Source organism: Pseudomonas sp. 22189, from assembly GCF_052045635.1.
Classification (GTDB): domain Bacteria; phylum Pseudomonadota; class Gammaproteobacteria; order Pseudomonadales; family Pseudomonadaceae; genus Aquipseudomonas; species Aquipseudomonas parakoreensis.
This window is the reverse complement of sequence record NZ_JBQEPG010000012.1, coordinates 102,070-116,956: the sequence shown is the minus strand read 5'-3', so window position 1 is coordinate 116,956 and position 14,887 is coordinate 102,070. Positions and strand designations below refer to the sequence as shown.

The following is a 14,887-nucleotide window of genomic DNA, read 5'->3' as shown; positions in this document are numbered from 1 at the left end:
GGGTTCTCCACGCCGCCGGCGGCGGCAGAAGGTTTTAATGAAGGGTCACGCTGTCCTGCCCTGGGGCGATGGCGCGAGCCTGTTGTTCGGTGCGGCGGCAGATGTGCTGAACCTTTCCGCCGCAGTCGGCGATGACCCACCAGAAGCCGCCGAAGCGGTGCGGGCCCTTGATGATCTTCGTGATGGTCATGGCGCACTTCCTTGCCCGGGTGGGCGGTGCCGCGCGGGGCGGCAGAAGGTGGTGTGTTACGCGCCGGCCCTGGCCAGCACTGCGTCGGCAACCGCCATGGCGGCCTGCGCGTCATTGACGTAGGCGGGGTCGAATCCGCCGGCCAAGTGGATGGTTGCCTGGCACGCGCGCAGGTTCTCGCGGGTGAGCTTCAGTGCGGCGACCAGTTCTTCGTGGAGCCCGCGTTCCTCCCGTCCTATATCCCAGAAACGCTGGCCCCAATGACTGGCCGGTGGTGGGTTGCTGTTCTGCGCGCCGAGGGCCAGCGCTCCGACCACAGCGTCGAGCAAGTCGCGCTTGTAGGCGTTGTCGCCGTCGATGCTCAGGCCGCGCCGCCGCAGCGTGGAAACCACCTCGTTCAGGTCGAGCCCTTTGTCCTGCAGCACGATGTCGAGCTCTGGTTTCTCGGGGGTGTAGATGGTCAGGCAGAGCTTGGCGCCTTCGGGAAGACAGGCGCCGATCTTCTCCAGCGCATCGCTCGCTGTTTCGTGGAAGCGGTTCAGTGCGGACATACAAATACCTCGCCCGCCGTACACCGGCAGGCTGTTGAGTAGGGGGAGGGGTTACTGCTGGATGAGTTCGGCGGGGACCTTCACCGCTGCGCCGCGCTTGGCGAAGACCACGGCGCGGAACACGGCGATTGCCCGGGTTTCGCCGGGCTGGCGGTTGAACGGATCGTTTGTCGCGTCAGCCAGCCACGGGTGCCGGTGGCCGCCATCGACCCAGACGCAGTACTTCATGATCAGCTGCTCGGCGTCGGGCAGGGCGAAGAGGTCCATCTGACCGGCGGCCGGGTGCTGCTCACCCTCGATCGCGTTGATTGCCCAGTCCAGCGCCGGGCCGGCCAGTTCCTCGGTGCGGACGCTGACCATGTGGTTCATCGCGGGCGCGCCTTGGCTCGCTCGGCAAGCTCACAGTCGGCCGCCAGCTTCAGCAGATTTCGCGTGGTCGGTCTGAAGTTTCCAGTGTCCGGGCAATCTTCAAATGGATGATCGGCGGGGAAGGTATCGAATGGACCGTGCCACTCCCAGTTCATCCTCCAGTCTTCCCAAACGGTGTAGGCATCTTGGCCTTCGCCCCAGTAGTCCAGGCCGCCGCCAACGCTTGGGTAGTGGCTAACGCGAACACCCTGTTCGTAAGCGCGTTCTGAAACATCCTCATCAATCCAAGCGTCGCGATACAGCGCCGGATGAATCAGCACGAGCCGCTTGCTGAGTTTCTTCTCGATGCGAGCTTTCATCGCCACGGCCCCTTGTAGATGAGGTAGACCATGTAGAGCGGGGAGCCTACCGTGAGAACGGGGAGCAGGGCGGGAATCAGGAAGATCATGGAGTCACCTTCTGGCCCAGCAGCACATCGCTGACGACCTCCCAGAGTTGCGCGGGCGACCACTGGAACCGGTCGAAGTCTGTGTCGGGCTCGATGCCGATGACGCAACTGGACTGCGCACCTTTCTGACCCTCAAACCCTTTCTTCAAGATCGTCGCCACCTTTCCGTCACCGCCGGGTTCAGTGCGATGAAAGTCGTAGGCCTTCATGCTGTAGGTCGATCCAGCGGATACCGCTTGGCTGTATATTTCGCGCATATCAACCCGTCCATTCGGCGTCCAGGGGCGACCGCCACGCGCCGTTCTCGCACCCTCATGCAGATAGAGTTCGTGGGTTTCCTTGATGAAGCAGGCTGACGCCGCAGGGAAATCGGCGTAGAGGATGTTGATTTGCGTGCCGACCAAGACGCGCGACTCGAAGTCGAACCGGTGGTTGTGGATCGCCGAGTGCTCGAAGCAGGCCCGGCGCGGTAACTCAGGGTGCCAAACGTGCAGCCGCTGGCCACCCTGGAGCTGGACCTGCACGAAGCCGAGCCCGTGCAGTGTGATTTTGTCCGTCATTACGTCATCGATAATCATCCGATCACCGCCTTTATGGTCAGGGCCAATGGAAGCCAGAAGAAGAGGGTGCAGCCAAGTACGCACTTCGTGATCATTGCGCCGCCCTCGCTGCGGTGACCTCATCGATAAGCGACTGCGGAAGGCGGGCGGCGAACTCGCCTTCCGACCACGACAGCGGTTGAGATTGGCGGATCATCTCGTTCAGCAGATCGAATGCCGCAAGCAGTTGGTCATCGCGGATCTCGCCATCTTCCGGAAGGTCGTCGATGAAATGGTCTTCAGGGTCGATTTCGCGGGGATAGTTCGGCTCGCAGATGCAGAGCTGCACGTCAGCCAGTTCGATATCGCTGTCGATCAGGTAATCGCGCAGACTGTCTTCGTCGAAGAAGTACCGGTCGCCGTCGAAGATGACCAGGGGCTCGCCGGCCCATTCCTTGACTGGCATGGCTACGAATTTCGCTTGGCGGCTTTCTTCGTAGCACTCACGGCAGTAGCTTCGGACCTCGTAGATGGCGTGTTCTGGATTCTTCTCACAGCGACGATGGGTGGCGCCGCACCAGCGGGCCATGTGTTCATCGTTACCCCAGAAGCGGCCATCGGCGGCGACCCAGCCAGTCAGGGTTTGAATACTGGCGGCTTCCGGGGATTCGTACATCACGACTTTTTGTTCAGGCATGACTTCGTCCTTGCCGCTATAGCGGCTGACTTTGAAGGGGGGGGGGAGTAGATTTGCGATGGAGTACAGATGTACTCCACCCGGTTTATTCGCCCTGGTTGGCCAGCATGTTCAGGCGCATGCCCGATGTGCCGGGGATCTGGTGGTCTCGCTCGACCAATTCTTCCAGATCCGGGTATTCCGGCCTCGCGGGCGGATACGCCGGCGCCGACATGGCCTGGTCAATCGCCGCGCGAAGGTTCTCGCTGTAGTTCTCGCCGATAACGCGCTCGACCGGCTGATCCATCCAATGGCCGACGACCTCGATGTTGATGCTGCTGTCGCCGGCATCACCGTTGGGACTGCTGCCGAAGCGGATATCCCAGCAGTTCGATTCCAGAGCATCCAGCCGTGCCTTGTCCCGCTCGAGCTCATCAATCCGCTGATCCGCCGCGTTCAGGCTCTGCTGCATTTGGTTGATCTTCAACTGGGCCGCGGCAAGCTGATCATCACGTTTCTCGATGGCGGACAAATTCTTTATGCCGTGGCTTCGCGAGTAGAATTTCTCAAGCTTGCGGCTCGCTTCACCCAGCTCGTCCTGACGCTCGCTGATTCGCTCCTCTGCCTGGTCGACAATCTTCTGAGCTTCGTGCACGTCGATCCAGTTGCCCATGGCTTGGTCTTCGAATTTCTGCACCGACTTGCCCGACGGCGAAAGGAGGAAGGCGTATCGCGGAAGGGCGTTCAGTTTGTCCCAGAACTCGAAGCCATCACGTGTTTTGATGTTGCGCATCATGCAATCTCCGATCAGTTATCGGTGCCTGTGTAGGTGCGCCAAGGCACCTTCACGCCCTTTACGAGGAATCCCCAGTCACCGCGCCACTTGCTGGTGATGAAGAGGGTGAAGACGCCGCCGGGGGATACCTGGTCGATGCGGTGTATTCGCCGTGGTTGAGGCGGGCGGGGTCGCCTGGCTGGCGCTCGATGTACTCGGTAGCCTGGAAGGCAGCGTCGAACGACTGGCGCAGCTCGGAGGCTTTCATCAGCAGCTGGTGAAGTATCGGATCATCTGGCTGAAGCAGCCGCTGCTCCGTGTACCAGCCGTGCAGGATGATCGTCCGGGCGTTCCACGGGTGATCATGCAAGTCCCGGTCGGTGTCCTCGCGCAGGATGTGGTGGATCCGGAACGACCACGGGCACCACCAGAACCTCGCCTTGTGCGTCTCCCGGCTGTACGGGTTGAACAGCCACCAGCGGCCCATGTACATCTCGGTGCCGTCTGCGGACATGATGTGCTGGTACGGGGTGAGCTTGGCGCGGGCGATGAGCCAGTCGGCGATGGCCGGGCGCGCGAGTACCTTGGCGATAATTCGCCAGAAGATGTTCAGCATGGATGGCGTCCTATGCCGGGGCATGCCCGGGCGGTAAAGTGTGGTAAGGGAGTTACAGTTCGGTAAATCTGAGGAGCAAGGCATGGGGCTTGAGATGCGTCGCGTTTATCACTTTTGCAACGAAGTTCATGGAATCACTAACTTAGAACGACGCCGTATAAAAGTTTCAACGTTTCTGGATCTGAACGATCCATTCGAACTTCTTTGTCACGACGCCGGCGATGAGACTGTTCGGAAAAAACTTAATCAGTTTAAAAAGTCTGTCGCAGAGAAGAGCGGTCTGCTGTGCTTTAGCAGGTCATATAGCAGTCCCGTGCAGTGGGCCCATTATGCGAACAGGCATCAAGGTATCTGTTTGGGGTTTGATGTTCCGCGTACTCATGTCGGGGACGTTAGATATACAAGTCGCCGCGTAAAGTTTGATGCGAAATCTGAAGACTTAATTGAAGGCTTCGCAAGGCAAACAGAAGAGATGTTCATGACAAAGTACAAACATTGGTCCTACGAGCAAGAGGTTAGAATGTTCGGCGACTTGAAAGAGCCTGATCCTGAGAGCGGTCTATATTTTGCCGGGTTCAATGAATCTTTGGTTCTGAAAGAAGTAGTTGTTGGGGCAAGTTCAAAGCTAGGGCGTGAAGATATTAACAAAGCTCTTGGGACACTTGTTGATAGCGTCAGTTGCTTTCAAGTCCGAGCAGCTTTTCGAAGTTACAAGATGGTAAAGTGCGTAGATAAATCGTTGTGGAAATAATTGTACCTAACGTGGTATTTGTGTTCGGCCCGGCATGGGGCCGGATTAAGGAGCGCTTGGCGTTGGAAAATTTTCTCTGCTGGATCGAAGCTCATCCAGGCTTAGCCAGCTGGCTTCAGGCGTTGTTCTCTGTCGTCGCCATTGCTGCTTCAGGCTTTGTTCCAATGTGGCTTGCAAGTCGAGATAGGAAAAAGCGCAAGCAGCATCAAAGGGAAAGAGTCGCCATTCTTATTGATCGATTGCTGACGATGTTCAAAAGTCTAGCTGTTACTGTTAGCGATCCTTTGCGCGCAGAAATGTTCAAGCATGAACGGACAGTAGAAGACTGGCGCCAAGAGGACTTAATAATTTCTAGCACTCCCGCCGATGACTCTTTCAGTGACGATATCTTCTTGCTGATTGCCCTTCGAACAAGCAGCGCTGTAGGTTTGAATATTGCCGAGTCGTTGGCTGCTGCTGATCCTTATTACGTTGATCACAGCCAGATACGAATAGTTGGAGAGCAAATTGATAAGCTCGAACTGCTGCGGCGTACAGAGCGCATGCTTCGGACAGGCATTTTCGCGGATGGCACAAAAGCCCATAGAGGATCAATTTCTTAGTCAGGGTATCGCTACTTCGGGATATCGATTTCGTCGTCAGGCTCTGGCGGATCGTCGGCCAGCGACTTCATGCCGGCTGCCTGAATAATGCGCGACACCTTTTCAGTTACAACAAAAGGTGTCGTGACACACTTGAGCATCTTGGCCTGCGTTTCGAAGTCGGCGGCGATCAGGTTCCGCAGCAGGTTCTGGTACACCTCCTGCTGGTTGTTGAAGCCATGGGCGACCATGACCCGCTTGAGGTCGGGCTTGAACACGCCGGCGACCTCAACCGTAAACTTCTCGACGCCCAATGCAGCGTCCTTCGCTGCTGCCTTCTCGCGCTTCTTGCGCTGTTTGATGGCTTCCGCCGTCAGCTGCGGTTCTTCCGGCGCAAGTTCCTGTTCTTCGGCCATGGCCTACCTCCCAGCTTTCAAGTAACCAGCGAACCACTGGCAGGACCATCCGAACAGGAGGATCTTGATGCAGAACGCTGCGGCGCCCGGGCCGTCGAGGTAGTAATCCTCGAAGCCATGCAGATCAATCAGCCAGATGCTGGCCAGCCACCAGATGGCAACCAAACCGACGAGGATGTAGATCGATTTGCTCCAGAGCAAAAGGGTGTCTTCCAGATACTTGCGTTGGGCGTTGTTCACGGCCTACCTCTTCAATTCCGCTGGCCGGCAAGTCCAGCCAGGTCTGTCGGCGACGCGTGGCCGCCCGGTTGGTGGTGCGCTTCATGAGTTGAACTTGAATCCGTTCTCGCTGGCGATAAGGCGGGCTCGCTTGTAGCCGATGCCAACTGATTCCGCCGCCTTGTTCAGCGAACACCCATCCTCGGCCAGCTTTTTCAGCTTGAGCGCGAGCTTGTCCCGCTGGGTGCGAAGGCGGTCGTGATGCGGAGTGGAGGACAGCTTTGGGTCGCCACTGACACCAGCGGGGATTTGCAGAGCCTTGCCGCCGGCGCCGAAGAACTCTTCCAGCGCCCGGTTCAGGTGGTCGGTGATCTGCTCGCGCGGGTCTGGCATTGGGGCGCCGATCATTGCTGCGCTCCGAAGTAGGCGAAGACAAACAGCAGAACCGCGCAACCGATGGTCCAGCGCAGGAGGATCCGCACGAAGTGGCTACCGCTCGCCCGAACGCCTTCGAAGAAGTCTGCATTCTGTTCGAGCTGCTTTGCGTAATTGCAGGCCGTGTCGTGCCCTTCACGGGCGCCCCGGGAAATTCCGGTGTCATGCTCGACGACGTCGAACTGGTTTCCACCCAGGGGGATCACGTTGAAGCGTGGCGCAGGCACTGGCGCTTCTCGGCCGATCTTCTGGTACATCTCGGAAGTCGAGATTGCTACACGCTCCCGCATCACCTGCAGGAGAGCTTGTTTTTGGCGGATGGCTTGGTTCATGACTGATCCCTCGGTGGTGGGGTTGCGTTCATTCGTCAGCACTCATCGCCGCCTGCTGATTGCCGTTGGGCGCAGGGGAGAGTGCTGACGGATAAAGGCGGGCGAAGAAAAGGCCCAACTGGACGGGAGGGCCTTTTGTGTAGCAACAGATGCAGTGATTCCAGGTTCATGTGTTTTTGGCGGGATCGTTCAGCGCCAGAACGCGGCGACCCCGGCGGTACATCGCCATCGCTCGCGGTGTGCACGTTGCGGATCGGTTGGCAACGCGATAGGGCAGGGCGGTTCTGGCCGCACATGACCCAGCGATGCGCCGATCAGGATGATGAAGAGCATATTTATTCAGCCTGTAGAGATTCGATTGCCGCCCGGTAATCAGCCGCGTTGGTGCGGTTGTTCGCCGCGTCGTCGTACTGGCCTTCACGCTCCTGAATCACTGCGTTCTGCTCGCAGTTGGTGGCGTGGTGTTCAAGCAGATCGATTGCCTTGTCGTTCTTCATGGTTGATTACCTGTCGGTTGTCATCCCAAGCAGCCCTCGCGAGAAGGCTGCTCAGTGATGTTCTCCGCTGATGACCCGCTGCTGGCGGCCGTCATCAGGTCAAGTCGATTGTTCCTCCGACCGCGACACCGTCCGCCGGAAAACTGATTCGGGGCTTTACGCTGCGCACCCTGGGACAGTTGCCATCCCTCTGAATCGTTGAGGCCGATTCATCGCTGCCTTGCTGAGGCCGGTGGTTATCCGGCGGTGAATTCAATTTAGAAAACTAAACAGAAATCGTCAACTTTTATTTTAGAAAACTTAACTGATGAGGCGAGCGCGCTGTTCGTCGAGATCGTTTTGCCAGCACTTACGCGGTGGAATTTGCTGAGGTATGCTCCTAAAAAACTGTACATCCATACAGCAATAGGAGAGCGCCAATGCCCAAGTCGAAGCCTGCAGTCAAACACGTAGTGAGTGGTTTAGAGCGCCTTGGTTTGCGCGTCTCAGCAATGATCAATCACCCGATCGCCCAAGAGCAGCGGTGGGTAACGATCCACAAATTGGACAGCGATGGCGACATGGAATGGGATGAGGTTATGTCGCTGATATCCGAAACCGACGGTATCGAAATGACGTTCAACGACGATGGGTCGGTAACGCTGCGGTGGGAGGCTTCATCCGAAGACGATCCACAGGTGCAGGAGCGTGAAGAGCTCACGCTGATGGATGAGTCAGCGCCGTTCTGAGCAGCAAAAAGCCCGCATATGCGGGCTTCTTCCAAGCGGGCGACCACCGATCAGACCTTGCGGGCATTCCAAACGAGCAATACCTTCGCGTGAATCACTACGTCGTCAATGCGAGCCGTCTGGTTCTCGTAGTGCTGGTTATCGGAGATCAGGCGGTAATGGTCCTCATCCAAGCGCATGACCCGCTTGATGTACAGCTCTTGGTGCCAGGTCAGTAGATAGATTCCCTCGCCGACGAACTCCTTTATTCCGCGATCTACAACCACCAAGTCCTTGTCATTGATGGTTCCCTCCATCGATTGCCCCCAACCAGTGACCATGGCTAGAGCTGTAGTCGACGTGTACGTAACGCCCTTTTCACGAAGGATTTCCTCCCTCACGACAAGATTGCGGACTGCCTCGTTGTACTCAGTCGGCACCTGGCCATGCCCCATTGCGCCGCGAACGTCATATTGCGGAATCAGGATCTCTTCTTGCTTGGGCTTGAGGCTGGAATAGTTCGCGGGCAGGTAGGATGAGTTCGTTTCTACGGCGTGATCTGCTTCTTCTGCCGCCGCCAGCATAGTTTCCCGCGCCTTCGCCGAAAGCTTTTTACCGGCGTTAGACGCGAGCATTTGCGCGACCAGATCCGTAGTCGAAGCGCTCACGGACTGCTGCCCATCAGTGCCTGCACCAAGCGAACCGGTGCCATCTGAAAGCCAGTCTGGGGAGCACTCAAGCACCCTGGCAAGGGCGAGCAAATTTTTGCCCTTCGCACCATTTGTTCCACTCACCCAAAAGCTGACGGTCGCCTTAGAGACGCCGGTCTGTTTGCTGAGGTCGGTAGCGTTGAGGTTGAGCTCCCTCATTCGCGCCGCGAGTCGGTCTTTAAATTCCATATTTAGGATTCTAAACATTTCATTGTTTAGATAACTTGCCTTGTAGTGTTAAGAACTCTAAACTCGCCGAAGACACAGGAGTCAATCCATGACCTACGACGAAGCCCTGAAGCATTTCCGCACCGGCCGCGCGATTGGCGATGCGCTGCGTGTAACCGGTAGCCGGGTATCGCAGTGCCGTACAGCGGGTGGCTTCTCCTACCCGATGCAATGCGTTTTGGAAAAGGAGTCTGGTGGAGCGCTCATCGCTCGGCGTGAAGACGATCCAGCCGAAACCGAGAAAAACACCGCTGCCTGATCCGCTGAACAAATGATCGCCCAGGTGTCGCTGGGCTTCCACGGAAACAATTTTGAGGTTTTACGAATGGAAGATTTCTTGAGAGCCACCCACGCGACTGTCAAGGAAGCCGGTGCGGAAGAGCTGGCAGGGAAGATGTGCATGGCTCACGTGAGCCTTCTGCAGCGCTCGAACCCGGACAACGCGGCGCATCACCTAACCATTGAGCATCTGTTCGGGATTCTTCTGCACACCGCCGACATGCGCCCGCTGAAGGCTCTGGCTGATCAGTTCGGTTTCGAGTTGGTGCCAAAGATTGCACCGGCGCCGAAAGAGCTGACTGCGTCGCTGGTTCATGTCGGGAAAGAAGTCGCAGAACTGACTATCGCAGTGCACGAGGCGCTGGCTGACAACCATGTTTCTGGGAGTGAGAAGGGCGACATCCTCACCGAGATCGGTCACGTGCGAGACAGCCTGCACGCGCTCGAAAGCTCGGTGAAGGCCGCCTGAATCGCAGGCATAAAAAAACCGCCTGGCAGGGCGGTTCTTTCAACAACTTGTAAAACACAGTGGGGCCATTATGAACACCTACACCGCTCCAGGCAATACCCGCCAAGTCGCGACACTTTTCCCGCACGGACAAAACGTGTCGCGACACTTCAATCATGCGCATGTGGCTTTCCCACTCTCTGCGATTCAACGGGAGGCTGCGTAATGGCCCGGGCTCGTAACGTGAAACCTGGGTTGTTCAGCAATGAACTGCTCGTTGAGCTTCCAGCGTTCGACCGACTGATGTTCATCGGTCTGTGGTGCCTTGCCGATCGCGAGGGTCGCCTCGAGGACCGAGTGAAGCGCATCAAGATCGAGCTTCTCCCATGTGATGACTATGACGTTGATGCCGGCCTGAATCGTTTGGCTGCTGCTGGGTTCATTTCACGCTACCAAGTAGCTGGTCAGTCAGTGATCGAGATCGTCAACTTTCAGAAGCACCAGAGCCCTCATGGTTCGGAGAAGGACAGCACGTTGCCCGACGTTAACGGCTATCTAACTGTTAACGAACGGAAAAAGAACGTCGTAGTCGCAGGCGGCCAACGCAAAGTCCATGTCTCTGAACAAGGTTTTAACGTTAAACCAACGTTAGAGCCTGTTAATCCACCAACCGATAACGCCCTGATTCCTGATTGTGGATCCCTGATTCCTGATTCACTGAATCAAGATCAACACCACTCTCTCTCAGCGGGCGAGGGCAATTCGGATTCAGCCGAGCAGGTTCTGGAAAACGTCCCAAGCCCATCGGTGGATCCTGTTGACCCAAAGGAACCTGTGGAGATGACGCTGGACTGGGTGCCTGACGCCAATCTCCTGAAAACCTACTGCGTGCACTTCGGCGTATCGCCTGACCTCTTCACCCGAGAAGCCATGGCCTCGTTCACAGCGCATCACGAGTCCATTGGCGGCCTGAACACCCAGGCCAAATGGGTATCGCTATTGGTCGGTTGGGTGAAGTCGGACAGGGCCAAGGCCAACAACGTTCGTCAGCTGAAGCCCGTTCAGCCTTCACGTCACAACGGGTTCTCCGAACGTAACTACACCGCTGGCCTGACCAAGCGAGAGGACGGCACCTATGGCATCTGAAAACGTGATCACCATGCCGAGCTCACTACCGGCGCCGCACAAGTCGACAGGTATTTGCGACGAGCACGGTCAGTACCCGCAGACCGTCAACGTCATCTTCGGCCGTGAGTTCAAGACCGCCTGCCCGCAGTGCCAGGTCATTGCGAAAGCAGAAGAGCAGGAGCGCATCAGGGCTCAGGCGCGGCAGGAGCTGGCGCTGAAGCTTGGGTCCGCTCTGATCCCCAAGCGGTTCGCCGGGAAAACGCTGTCTGGGTATCTCGCCATATCACCCGCTCAGAAGGAGGCGCTGAGGATCTGCACGAAGTACGCAGACAAATTTTCCGAGATAGCCCCAACCGGGCGGTGTTTGTTGCTGCTGGGGAAACCAGGCACCGGTAAGACGCACCTGGGCGTTGCCATCGCTGCTGAAATCATGAAGAAAACAGACGCGTCAGCTGTGTACCGAACGCTCGGCACCGTGTTGCAGGAGATTCGCTCGACCTACTCGAAAGGGAGTGAGCGCACCGAAAGCCAGATCCTGTCGGGGCTGATCGGACCGTCGCTTCTGATCCTTGACGAAATTGGCGTGAGCAAGGAGACCCCTAGCGATTTCGAGCTCACGACGTTGTTCTCGATCATCAACGGCCGTTACGAGCAGATGCGCCCCACGGTAATCATTTCAAACCTCGACGCCGGCATGCTCCCAAGCGCTATGGGTGAGCGTTGCTTTGATCGACTGCGGGAAGGCGGCGCGATTGCCGTGCCATTTGAATGGGAATCCCAGCGCGGCAAGGAGGGTTTCTGATGGCTGACCGGCGCCTGGCTGTTCCCGAGATCGATACCTACCGCTTCGCGGTGTTCTGCTGCTCGTTCAAGGTTGATTTGAGCTCTCCACCTGATCACGCACTGGCGCTGTTCGCCGACGAGGCCATGGCCAAGCGCTATGGGGCGTGGATGTGGCCGGGTACCTACGAAGTCGTCGACGTCGTCACGGGGCAGCCGGTATGCGCGTGACCTCGAAGAAGCTGCGCAATTCGGCCCGAGGCCAGGACTGCACAGTCCGTATGCCGGGCACCTGCAATCACAACCCGGAAACCACCGTCCTCGCGCACCTACCTTGCGGGCAAAAGGGCATTGGGATGAAGGGCTTCGACACCGTTGCGGTGTACGCGTGCAGCGCCTGTCACGACGTCATCGACGGCCGCGCCGCTGGCGAGGTCGATTGGTCTGACATGCCGCGCGCCATCGCCGAAACCCACGAAGGCCTGATCCGGGCCGGAATTCTAACTGTGAAGGGGGCCGCATGATCACTTATCTGGAAAGCATTCTGGTGCAGCTGTACATCGGCGGCATGCTGGTCGCGTCCGGTGGCTGCCTCTGGGGCATACGCCGGCTCGCCCGGCGTGCGCGCATCGTTCGGGGTGAGCGCGGATGAAGCCATTCACACCAAGGCTGTTCAAGCAGAAAGCAGCCAGAGCGCCACAAGTTGACCGGGAAGGGCAGGAACAGGCCGCGCTGATGCGGGAGCTTGAGCTGTGCTACCCGGTCGTGTTTGATCTGATCTACCACGTCCCGAACGGCGGGCACCGGGTGAAGGCTGTCGCGGCCAAGCTCAAAGCCCAGGGCGTGAAGGCCGGCATTCCCGACTTGGTGCTGAGCATGGCGCGCGGCGGTTACTTCGGCCTATACATCGAGTTCAAGGCCACACCGCCGAACGACGCCGCTGTTTCAGCCAGCCAGCAAGAGCGCCTGCGCAAACTGAACGAGCAGGGTTATCTGGCCATCGTATGCCGTGGGCACTTCGACGCGATGGAGCAGATTCGGGCCTACCTTCGGCTCGCTCCCACAGTGGTGGCTGCATGATCGAGCCAATGAAGATGACTCCTTGCCCTTTCTGCGAAGGACCGCCCTGCGTCACAGCCAAGGATTACCTAACCGGCGTTCTGGTGGACGAGGACCATCGCTGCGACCCGGATGCGGAAGAATGGCCAGACTTTGAGGCGTACGTTTGGTGTCACGAATGTGGCGCTACTGGGCCGGTGGTCGATTCCGTGAGCCTTGGGATGGAAGATCCATTGCGCGGGTTTGAAGTCGCAGACGTCATGCGCATCGCGGTAGAGCGCTGGAACGATCGACATAATCGCGTGCGGAGTGCATACGACCATGCCGATCGCAACGGGCTGAACCTTTTCCCGAGGCCAACGGTATGAGCACCGCAGCGGTGAAGATCACCGAAGCCGAGATCAAACGCCAGGCCGCAGGCACCGTGCAGGACGTGCGCGACCTCGAAAACAAAGGACTATACCTGCGCTTCAACAAGGCCCGCACCGGTGGGTCGTGGTATCTGGTGCTGAAGGGTAAGTGGAATCCGGTCGGCACCTTCCCCGAGTTGACTCACAAGCAGGTCGTCGCGGCGTTGCCGTCGCTTCGTCTGCGTCTGGCCGCCGGGGAGGGCGCGAGCCTGTCGAAGTGGAACGCTGTTGGTGAACTGCTGGACTGGTTCGCGGATCGCATGTCGCGCGATCGCAATCTGTCGACCAAGCGCAAGAACACCGGCGCCTCGATCATCAAGTGTCACCTGAAACCGCGCCTCGGCGAACTGCCGCTGATCGGCATCGACAAGGCTGCGCTCGACACCCTGTTGATGTGGCCGCTCCAGGAGACGGTTTCCATCGACTACGTGCGTTCGGCGTTCCAGCTGCTGGCCCTGGCATTCCGGCAGGCGGCCAAGCTGGGGATGATCACGTCCAACCCGATGGCGGCGATCCGGTTCAACGACTTCTCCAAGGCGAAGGTGGGCATCAAGCCATCCCGTCTGCGCGGTGTTCAGCTGGAAGGCCTGCTCGCACAACTGGCCGAGGTGATGACCAAGGCGCCGATGGATTCGATGCTCGCGCTGATGATGCTTTGCCACGGCACGCGGATCGGCGAAACCCGCATGGCGCGCTGGTCGCACATCAGCCTGGCCGAACGCGAGTGGTTCATCCCGGCCGAGAACACGAAAACCGGTGTCGAGCATCACCTTCCCCTGACAGAGCAAGTGTGCACGCTGTTGACCCGTTACCGCGAAGGCCAGTTTGCCCGGGGCTATGAGGGCCAGTGCCTGTTCCCGGCGCGCAACGGCAAGGCGTTGGGTGAGGCTCAGGGCTGCGCCGTTTTTCGGCGGTTGGGGCAGGGCGAGTGGACCAGCCACGACCTGCGCAAGGTGGCCCGCACCGGCTGGGCAGACCTTGGCATCGACCATCTGATCGGCGAGCTGCTGATCAACCACGCGATGGGCCACAACGTGAAGGTGTACATCCAGTCGGACGTGATGAGCCGCAAGCGTGATGCCCTCGAGCAGTGGCACGCACATCTAGATCAGAAAGGCTTTGCAGCGATTTACGGATTGACCGGCTTTAGATTTGAAGATTCTGATAATCCGCTGCAAGCCACAGAACATAAGGCCTGCAAGGCCATTGAAGAAACAACCATAGGCGAGGTTTAAAAATGATGATTTTGCTTAATGCGGCCACCGGCCTCGCTGTGAATCCCAAGCTGATCGCGGCAATCAAGATTGTCGAGAACGGGCGGCCTCGCCTGATCATCACCATGAAGGACGGATTTGAACTTGAGATTCCGCATGATCCGGAGGCCGGGATTGATGTCCGATCAATTCACCGACGCCTGATGGTGTCCGTATGAAGAAGTCGCACGGCCCAGACTTCCGTCGAAAGTTGAAATTCATCGTTGAGTGCAACGTTTGTCACGGTACCGGCATTTACACCGGCGTCTTTCATCAAATGACCTGCGAGAACTGTCACGCCTCGGGCTGGGTGTGCGGTGAGACGCTGAAGGCCTTGCCACTCATCGACGTCGTGCAGGTGCTCAACGTACGGCTGCGGGAAGCGCTCGGTGAGATCGCCAAATTCAACCGCGGCGTCGGCGGTGCGCATCAGCAGTACGAACAGAACAACCGCCGCGGTGCTGGCGGCTCGAATTACACAGGGGATTGA

The 14,887-nt window shown here is 58.2% G+C and carries 28 protein-coding genes and 1 pseudogene; 14 read left to right on the top strand and 15 right to left on the bottom strand.

Translation table 11 applies throughout. The features are described from left to right. Nucleotides 1-34: 34 nt before the first annotated feature. The 8 genes and pseudogenes from ACTJKS_RS15115 to ACTJKS_RS15080 form a co-directional block, all read right to left on the bottom strand. Nucleotides 35-190, bottom strand: coding sequence for a hypothetical protein (locus ACTJKS_RS15115; protein ID WP_207864970.1), 156 nt, complete (start codon nucleotides 188-190; stop codon nucleotides 35-37). A 56-nt stretch (nucleotides 191-246) separates the two neighbouring features. Next, a complete protein-coding gene (locus ACTJKS_RS15110; protein ID WP_440828889.1) occupies nucleotides 247-741 on the bottom strand; it encodes a hypothetical protein in 495 nt (164 codons plus the stop codon). A gap of 51 nt (nucleotides 742-792) precedes the next feature. Then, a complete protein-coding gene (locus ACTJKS_RS15105) occupies nucleotides 793-1,110 on the bottom strand; it encodes a hypothetical protein (protein ID WP_440828888.1) in 318 nt (105 codons plus the stop codon). Further along, nucleotides 1,107-1,469, bottom strand: coding sequence for a hypothetical protein (locus ACTJKS_RS15100; RefSeq protein WP_440828887.1), 363 nt, complete (start codon nucleotides 1,467-1,469; stop codon nucleotides 1,107-1,109). Before ACTJKS_RS15100 ends, ACTJKS_RS15105 begins: the two co-directional genes overlap by 4 nt. Nucleotides 1,470-1,554: 85 nt before the next feature. Then, complete coding sequence (locus ACTJKS_RS15095) at nucleotides 1,555-2,136, bottom strand: hypothetical protein (RefSeq protein ID WP_440828886.1); 582 nt, start codon at nucleotides 2,134-2,136, stop codon at nucleotides 1,555-1,557. A 73-nt stretch (nucleotides 2,137-2,209) separates the two neighbouring features. Beyond that, the gene (locus tag ACTJKS_RS15090; protein WP_440828885.1) at nucleotides 2,210-2,794 is read right to left on the bottom strand and encodes a hypothetical protein; all 585 of its coding nucleotides are present in this window, start codon (nucleotides 2,792-2,794) and stop codon (nucleotides 2,210-2,212) included. An 85-nt stretch (nucleotides 2,795-2,879) separates the two neighbouring features. After that, entirely contained in the window at nucleotides 2,880-3,569 is a 690-nt protein-coding gene (locus ACTJKS_RS15085; RefSeq protein ID WP_440828884.1) for a hypothetical protein, read from the bottom strand. A gap of 11 nt (nucleotides 3,570-3,580) precedes the next feature. Next, a pseudogene (locus ACTJKS_RS15080) lies at nucleotides 3,581-4,164 on the bottom strand (hypothetical protein). 82 nt (nucleotides 4,165-4,246) lie between these two features. Here ACTJKS_RS15080 and ACTJKS_RS15075 point away from each other — a divergent pair. Beyond that, entirely contained in the window at nucleotides 4,247-4,915 is a 669-nt protein-coding gene (locus ACTJKS_RS15075; RefSeq protein WP_440828883.1) for a DUF2971 domain-containing protein, read from the top strand. Nucleotides 4,916-4,977: 62 nt separating this feature from the next. Further along, on the top strand, nucleotides 4,978-5,517 hold the full coding sequence (locus tag ACTJKS_RS15070; protein ID WP_440828882.1) for a hypothetical protein: 540 nt from the start codon (nucleotides 4,978-4,980) through the stop codon (nucleotides 5,515-5,517). Nucleotides 5,518-5,528: 11 nt separating this feature from the next. On the opposite strand, the gene ACTJKS_RS15065 is transcribed toward ACTJKS_RS15070, so the two are convergent. The 5 genes from ACTJKS_RS15065 to ACTJKS_RS15045 all read right to left on the bottom strand — a co-directional run bounded on the left by ACTJKS_RS15065 (nucleotide 5,529) and on the right by ACTJKS_RS15045 (nucleotide 7,395). Beyond that, complete coding sequence (locus ACTJKS_RS15065; RefSeq protein ID WP_440828881.1) at nucleotides 5,529-5,912, bottom strand: hypothetical protein; 384 nt, start codon at nucleotides 5,910-5,912, stop codon at nucleotides 5,529-5,531. A 3-nt stretch (nucleotides 5,913-5,915) separates the two neighbouring features. Continuing rightward, entirely contained in the window at nucleotides 5,916-6,152 is a 237-nt protein-coding gene (locus tag ACTJKS_RS15060) for a hypothetical protein (protein WP_440828880.1), read from the bottom strand. Nucleotides 6,153-6,233: 81 nt separating this feature from the next. Then, complete coding sequence (locus ACTJKS_RS15055; protein ID WP_440828879.1) at nucleotides 6,234-6,539, bottom strand: hypothetical protein; 306 nt, start codon at nucleotides 6,537-6,539, stop codon at nucleotides 6,234-6,236. Further along, nucleotides 6,536-6,898 carry a hypothetical protein gene (locus ACTJKS_RS15050; RefSeq protein ID WP_440828878.1) on the bottom strand — a complete coding sequence of 121 codons (363 nt, stop codon included), beginning with the start codon at nucleotides 6,896-6,898 and terminating at the stop codon, nucleotides 6,536-6,538. Before ACTJKS_RS15050 ends, ACTJKS_RS15055 begins: the two co-directional genes overlap by 4 nt. A gap of 335 nt (nucleotides 6,899-7,233) precedes the next feature. After that, nucleotides 7,234-7,395 (bottom strand): hypothetical protein, encoded by a 162-nt coding sequence (locus tag ACTJKS_RS15045; RefSeq protein ID WP_440828877.1) that lies wholly within the window; start codon nucleotides 7,393-7,395, stop codon nucleotides 7,234-7,236. Nucleotides 7,396-7,814: 419 nt separating this feature from the next. Between ACTJKS_RS15045 and ACTJKS_RS15040 the strand changes: the two genes are divergently transcribed. Next, nucleotides 7,815-8,123 (top strand): DUF1654 domain-containing protein, encoded by a 309-nt coding sequence (locus tag ACTJKS_RS15040; protein ID WP_440828876.1) that lies wholly within the window; start codon nucleotides 7,815-7,817, stop codon nucleotides 8,121-8,123. Nucleotides 8,124-8,173: 50 nt separating this feature from the next. On the opposite strand, the gene ACTJKS_RS15035 is transcribed toward ACTJKS_RS15040, so the two are convergent. Next, nucleotides 8,174-9,001, bottom strand: a complete 828-nt coding sequence (locus ACTJKS_RS15035; protein WP_440828875.1) for a S24 family peptidase — start codon at nucleotides 8,999-9,001, stop codon at nucleotides 8,174-8,176. An 88-nt stretch (nucleotides 9,002-9,089) separates the two neighbouring features. Here ACTJKS_RS15035 and ACTJKS_RS15030 point away from each other — a divergent pair, with 88 nt between their 5' ends. The 8 genes from ACTJKS_RS15030 (at nucleotide 9,090) to ACTJKS_RS14995 (ending at nucleotide 12,755) form a co-directional block, all read left to right on the top strand. Then, on the top strand, nucleotides 9,090-9,299 hold the full coding sequence (locus tag ACTJKS_RS15030; RefSeq protein WP_197868793.1) for a hypothetical protein: 210 nt from the start codon (nucleotides 9,090-9,092) through the stop codon (nucleotides 9,297-9,299). A 66-nt stretch (nucleotides 9,300-9,365) separates the two neighbouring features. Beyond that, nucleotides 9,366-9,788 carry a phage regulatory CII family protein gene (locus ACTJKS_RS15025; RefSeq protein WP_440828891.1) on the top strand — a complete coding sequence of 141 codons (423 nt, stop codon included), beginning with the start codon at nucleotides 9,366-9,368 and terminating at the stop codon, nucleotides 9,786-9,788. A 204-nt stretch (nucleotides 9,789-9,992) separates the two neighbouring features. After that, nucleotides 9,993-10,913: a DnaT-like ssDNA-binding domain-containing protein gene (locus tag ACTJKS_RS15020; protein WP_440828874.1), complete on the top strand. Its 921-nt coding sequence runs from the start codon at nucleotides 9,993-9,995 to the stop codon at nucleotides 10,911-10,913. Beyond that, complete coding sequence (locus tag ACTJKS_RS15015; RefSeq protein ID WP_440828873.1) at nucleotides 10,903-11,697, top strand: ATP-binding protein; 795 nt, start codon at nucleotides 10,903-10,905, stop codon at nucleotides 11,695-11,697. Before ACTJKS_RS15020 ends, ACTJKS_RS15015 begins: the two co-directional genes overlap by 11 nt. Further along, nucleotides 11,697-11,906 carry a hypothetical protein gene (locus tag ACTJKS_RS15010; protein WP_122881529.1) on the top strand — a complete coding sequence of 70 codons (210 nt, stop codon included), beginning with the start codon at nucleotides 11,697-11,699 and terminating at the stop codon, nucleotides 11,904-11,906. The genes ACTJKS_RS15015 and ACTJKS_RS15010 overlap by 1 nt, the downstream gene beginning before the upstream one ends. Continuing rightward, complete coding sequence (locus tag ACTJKS_RS15005) at nucleotides 11,897-12,199, top strand: nuclease domain-containing protein (protein WP_440828872.1); 303 nt, start codon at nucleotides 11,897-11,899, stop codon at nucleotides 12,197-12,199. The genes ACTJKS_RS15010 and ACTJKS_RS15005 overlap by 10 nt, the downstream gene beginning before the upstream one ends. Continuing rightward, entirely contained in the window at nucleotides 12,196-12,327 is a 132-nt protein-coding gene (locus ACTJKS_RS15000; protein WP_440828871.1) for a hypothetical protein, read from the top strand. The genes ACTJKS_RS15005 and ACTJKS_RS15000 overlap by 4 nt, the downstream gene beginning before the upstream one ends. Further along, a complete protein-coding gene (locus ACTJKS_RS14995; RefSeq protein ID WP_440828870.1) occupies nucleotides 12,324-12,755 on the top strand; it encodes a VRR-NUC domain-containing protein in 432 nt (143 codons plus the stop codon). Before ACTJKS_RS15000 ends, ACTJKS_RS14995 begins: the two co-directional genes overlap by 4 nt. Nucleotides 12,756-12,823: 68 nt before the next feature. Here the strand turns inward: ACTJKS_RS14995 and ACTJKS_RS14990 are convergent, their stop codons facing one another. Then, nucleotides 12,824-13,030, bottom strand: a complete 207-nt coding sequence (locus ACTJKS_RS14990) for a hypothetical protein (RefSeq protein WP_440828869.1) — start codon at nucleotides 13,028-13,030, stop codon at nucleotides 12,824-12,826. A gap of 68 nt (nucleotides 13,031-13,098) precedes the next feature. Here ACTJKS_RS14990 and ACTJKS_RS14985 point away from each other — a divergent pair, with 68 nt between their 5' ends. From ACTJKS_RS14985 to ACTJKS_RS14975, 3 genes are read left to right on the top strand one after another with little or no spacing between them, the layout of a single operon-like run. After that, nucleotides 13,099-14,379: a tyrosine-type recombinase/integrase gene (locus ACTJKS_RS14985; protein ID WP_440828868.1), complete on the top strand. Its 1,281-nt coding sequence runs from the start codon at nucleotides 13,099-13,101 to the stop codon at nucleotides 14,377-14,379. A 2-nt stretch (nucleotides 14,380-14,381) separates the two neighbouring features. Next, entirely contained in the window at nucleotides 14,382-14,576 is a 195-nt protein-coding gene (locus ACTJKS_RS14980; RefSeq protein WP_258449756.1) for a hypothetical protein, read from the top strand. Then, nucleotides 14,573-14,887 (top strand): hypothetical protein, encoded by a 315-nt coding sequence (locus ACTJKS_RS14975; protein WP_440828867.1) that lies wholly within the window; start codon nucleotides 14,573-14,575, stop codon nucleotides 14,885-14,887. The genes ACTJKS_RS14980 and ACTJKS_RS14975 overlap by 4 nt, the downstream gene beginning before the upstream one ends.

What these genes read in the sequence shown, in the direction of transcription:
- ACTJKS_RS15105 (WP_440828888.1), bottom strand. Translation starts at nt 1,110, where the DNA reads ATGAACCACATGGTCAGCGTCCGCACCGAGGAACTGGCCGGCCCGGCG.
- ACTJKS_RS15115 (WP_207864970.1), bottom strand. Translation starts at nt 190, where the DNA reads ATGACCATCACGAAGATCATCAAGGGCCCGCACCGCTTCGGCGGCTTC.
- ACTJKS_RS14990 (WP_440828869.1), bottom strand. Translation starts at nt 13,030, where the DNA reads ATGTCGATCGTTCCAGCGCTCTACCGCGATGCGCATGACGTCTGCGAC.
- ACTJKS_RS15075 (WP_440828883.1), top strand. Translation starts at nt 4,247, where the DNA reads ATGGGGCTTGAGATGCGTCGCGTTTATCACTTTTGCAACGAAGTTCAT.
- ACTJKS_RS15050 (WP_440828878.1), bottom strand. Translation starts at nt 6,898, where the DNA reads ATGAACCAAGCCATCCGCCAAAAACAAGCTCTCCTGCAGGTGATGCGG.
- ACTJKS_RS15020 (WP_440828874.1), top strand. Translation starts at nt 9,993, where the DNA reads ATGGCCCGGGCTCGTAACGTGAAACCTGGGTTGTTCAGCAATGAACTG.
- ACTJKS_RS14995 (WP_440828870.1), top strand. Translation starts at nt 12,324, where the DNA reads ATGAAGCCATTCACACCAAGGCTGTTCAAGCAGAAAGCAGCCAGAGCG.
- ACTJKS_RS15000 (WP_440828871.1), top strand. Translation starts at nt 12,196, where the DNA reads ATGATCACTTATCTGGAAAGCATTCTGGTGCAGCTGTACATCGGCGGC.
- ACTJKS_RS15100 (WP_440828887.1), bottom strand. Translation starts at nt 1,469, where the DNA reads ATGAAAGCTCGCATCGAGAAGAAACTCAGCAAGCGGCTCGTGCTGATT.
- ACTJKS_RS15090 (WP_440828885.1), bottom strand. Translation starts at nt 2,794, where the DNA reads ATGCCTGAACAAAAAGTCGTGATGTACGAATCCCCGGAAGCCGCCAGT.
- ACTJKS_RS15015 (WP_440828873.1), top strand. Translation starts at nt 10,903, where the DNA reads ATGGCATCTGAAAACGTGATCACCATGCCGAGCTCACTACCGGCGCCG.
- ACTJKS_RS14980 (WP_258449756.1), top strand. Translation starts at nt 14,382, where the DNA reads ATGATGATTTTGCTTAATGCGGCCACCGGCCTCGCTGTGAATCCCAAG.
- ACTJKS_RS15045 (WP_440828877.1), bottom strand. Translation starts at nt 7,395, where the DNA reads ATGAAGAACGACAAGGCAATCGATCTGCTTGAACACCACGCCACCAAC.
- ACTJKS_RS15005 (WP_440828872.1), top strand. Translation starts at nt 11,897, where the DNA reads ATGCGCGTGACCTCGAAGAAGCTGCGCAATTCGGCCCGAGGCCAGGAC.
- ACTJKS_RS15065 (WP_440828881.1), bottom strand. Translation starts at nt 5,912, where the DNA reads ATGGCCGAAGAACAGGAACTTGCGCCGGAAGAACCGCAGCTGACGGCG.
- ACTJKS_RS15010 (WP_122881529.1), top strand. Translation starts at nt 11,697, where the DNA reads ATGGCTGACCGGCGCCTGGCTGTTCCCGAGATCGATACCTACCGCTTC.
- ACTJKS_RS15035 (WP_440828875.1), bottom strand. Translation starts at nt 9,001, where the DNA reads ATGGAATTTAAAGACCGACTCGCGGCGCGAATGAGGGAGCTCAACCTC.
- ACTJKS_RS14985 (WP_440828868.1), top strand. Translation starts at nt 13,099, where the DNA reads ATGAGCACCGCAGCGGTGAAGATCACCGAAGCCGAGATCAAACGCCAG.
- ACTJKS_RS15110 (WP_440828889.1), bottom strand. Translation starts at nt 741, where the DNA reads ATGTCCGCACTGAACCGCTTCCACGAAACAGCGAGCGATGCGCTGGAG.
- ACTJKS_RS15055 (WP_440828879.1), bottom strand. Translation starts at nt 6,539, where the DNA reads ATGATCGGCGCCCCAATGCCAGACCCGCGCGAGCAGATCACCGACCAC.
- ACTJKS_RS15095 (WP_440828886.1), bottom strand. Translation starts at nt 2,136, where the DNA reads ATGATTATCGATGACGTAATGACGGACAAAATCACACTGCACGGGCTC.
- ACTJKS_RS15040 (WP_440828876.1), top strand. Translation starts at nt 7,815, where the DNA reads ATGCCCAAGTCGAAGCCTGCAGTCAAACACGTAGTGAGTGGTTTAGAG.
- ACTJKS_RS14975 (WP_440828867.1), top strand. Translation starts at nt 14,573, where the DNA reads ATGAAGAAGTCGCACGGCCCAGACTTCCGTCGAAAGTTGAAATTCATC.
- ACTJKS_RS15085 (WP_440828884.1), bottom strand. Translation starts at nt 3,569, where the DNA reads ATGATGCGCAACATCAAAACACGTGATGGCTTCGAGTTCTGGGACAAA.
- ACTJKS_RS15025 (WP_440828891.1), top strand. Translation starts at nt 9,366, where the DNA reads ATGGAAGATTTCTTGAGAGCCACCCACGCGACTGTCAAGGAAGCCGGT.
- ACTJKS_RS15030 (WP_197868793.1), top strand. Translation starts at nt 9,090, where the DNA reads ATGACCTACGACGAAGCCCTGAAGCATTTCCGCACCGGCCGCGCGATT.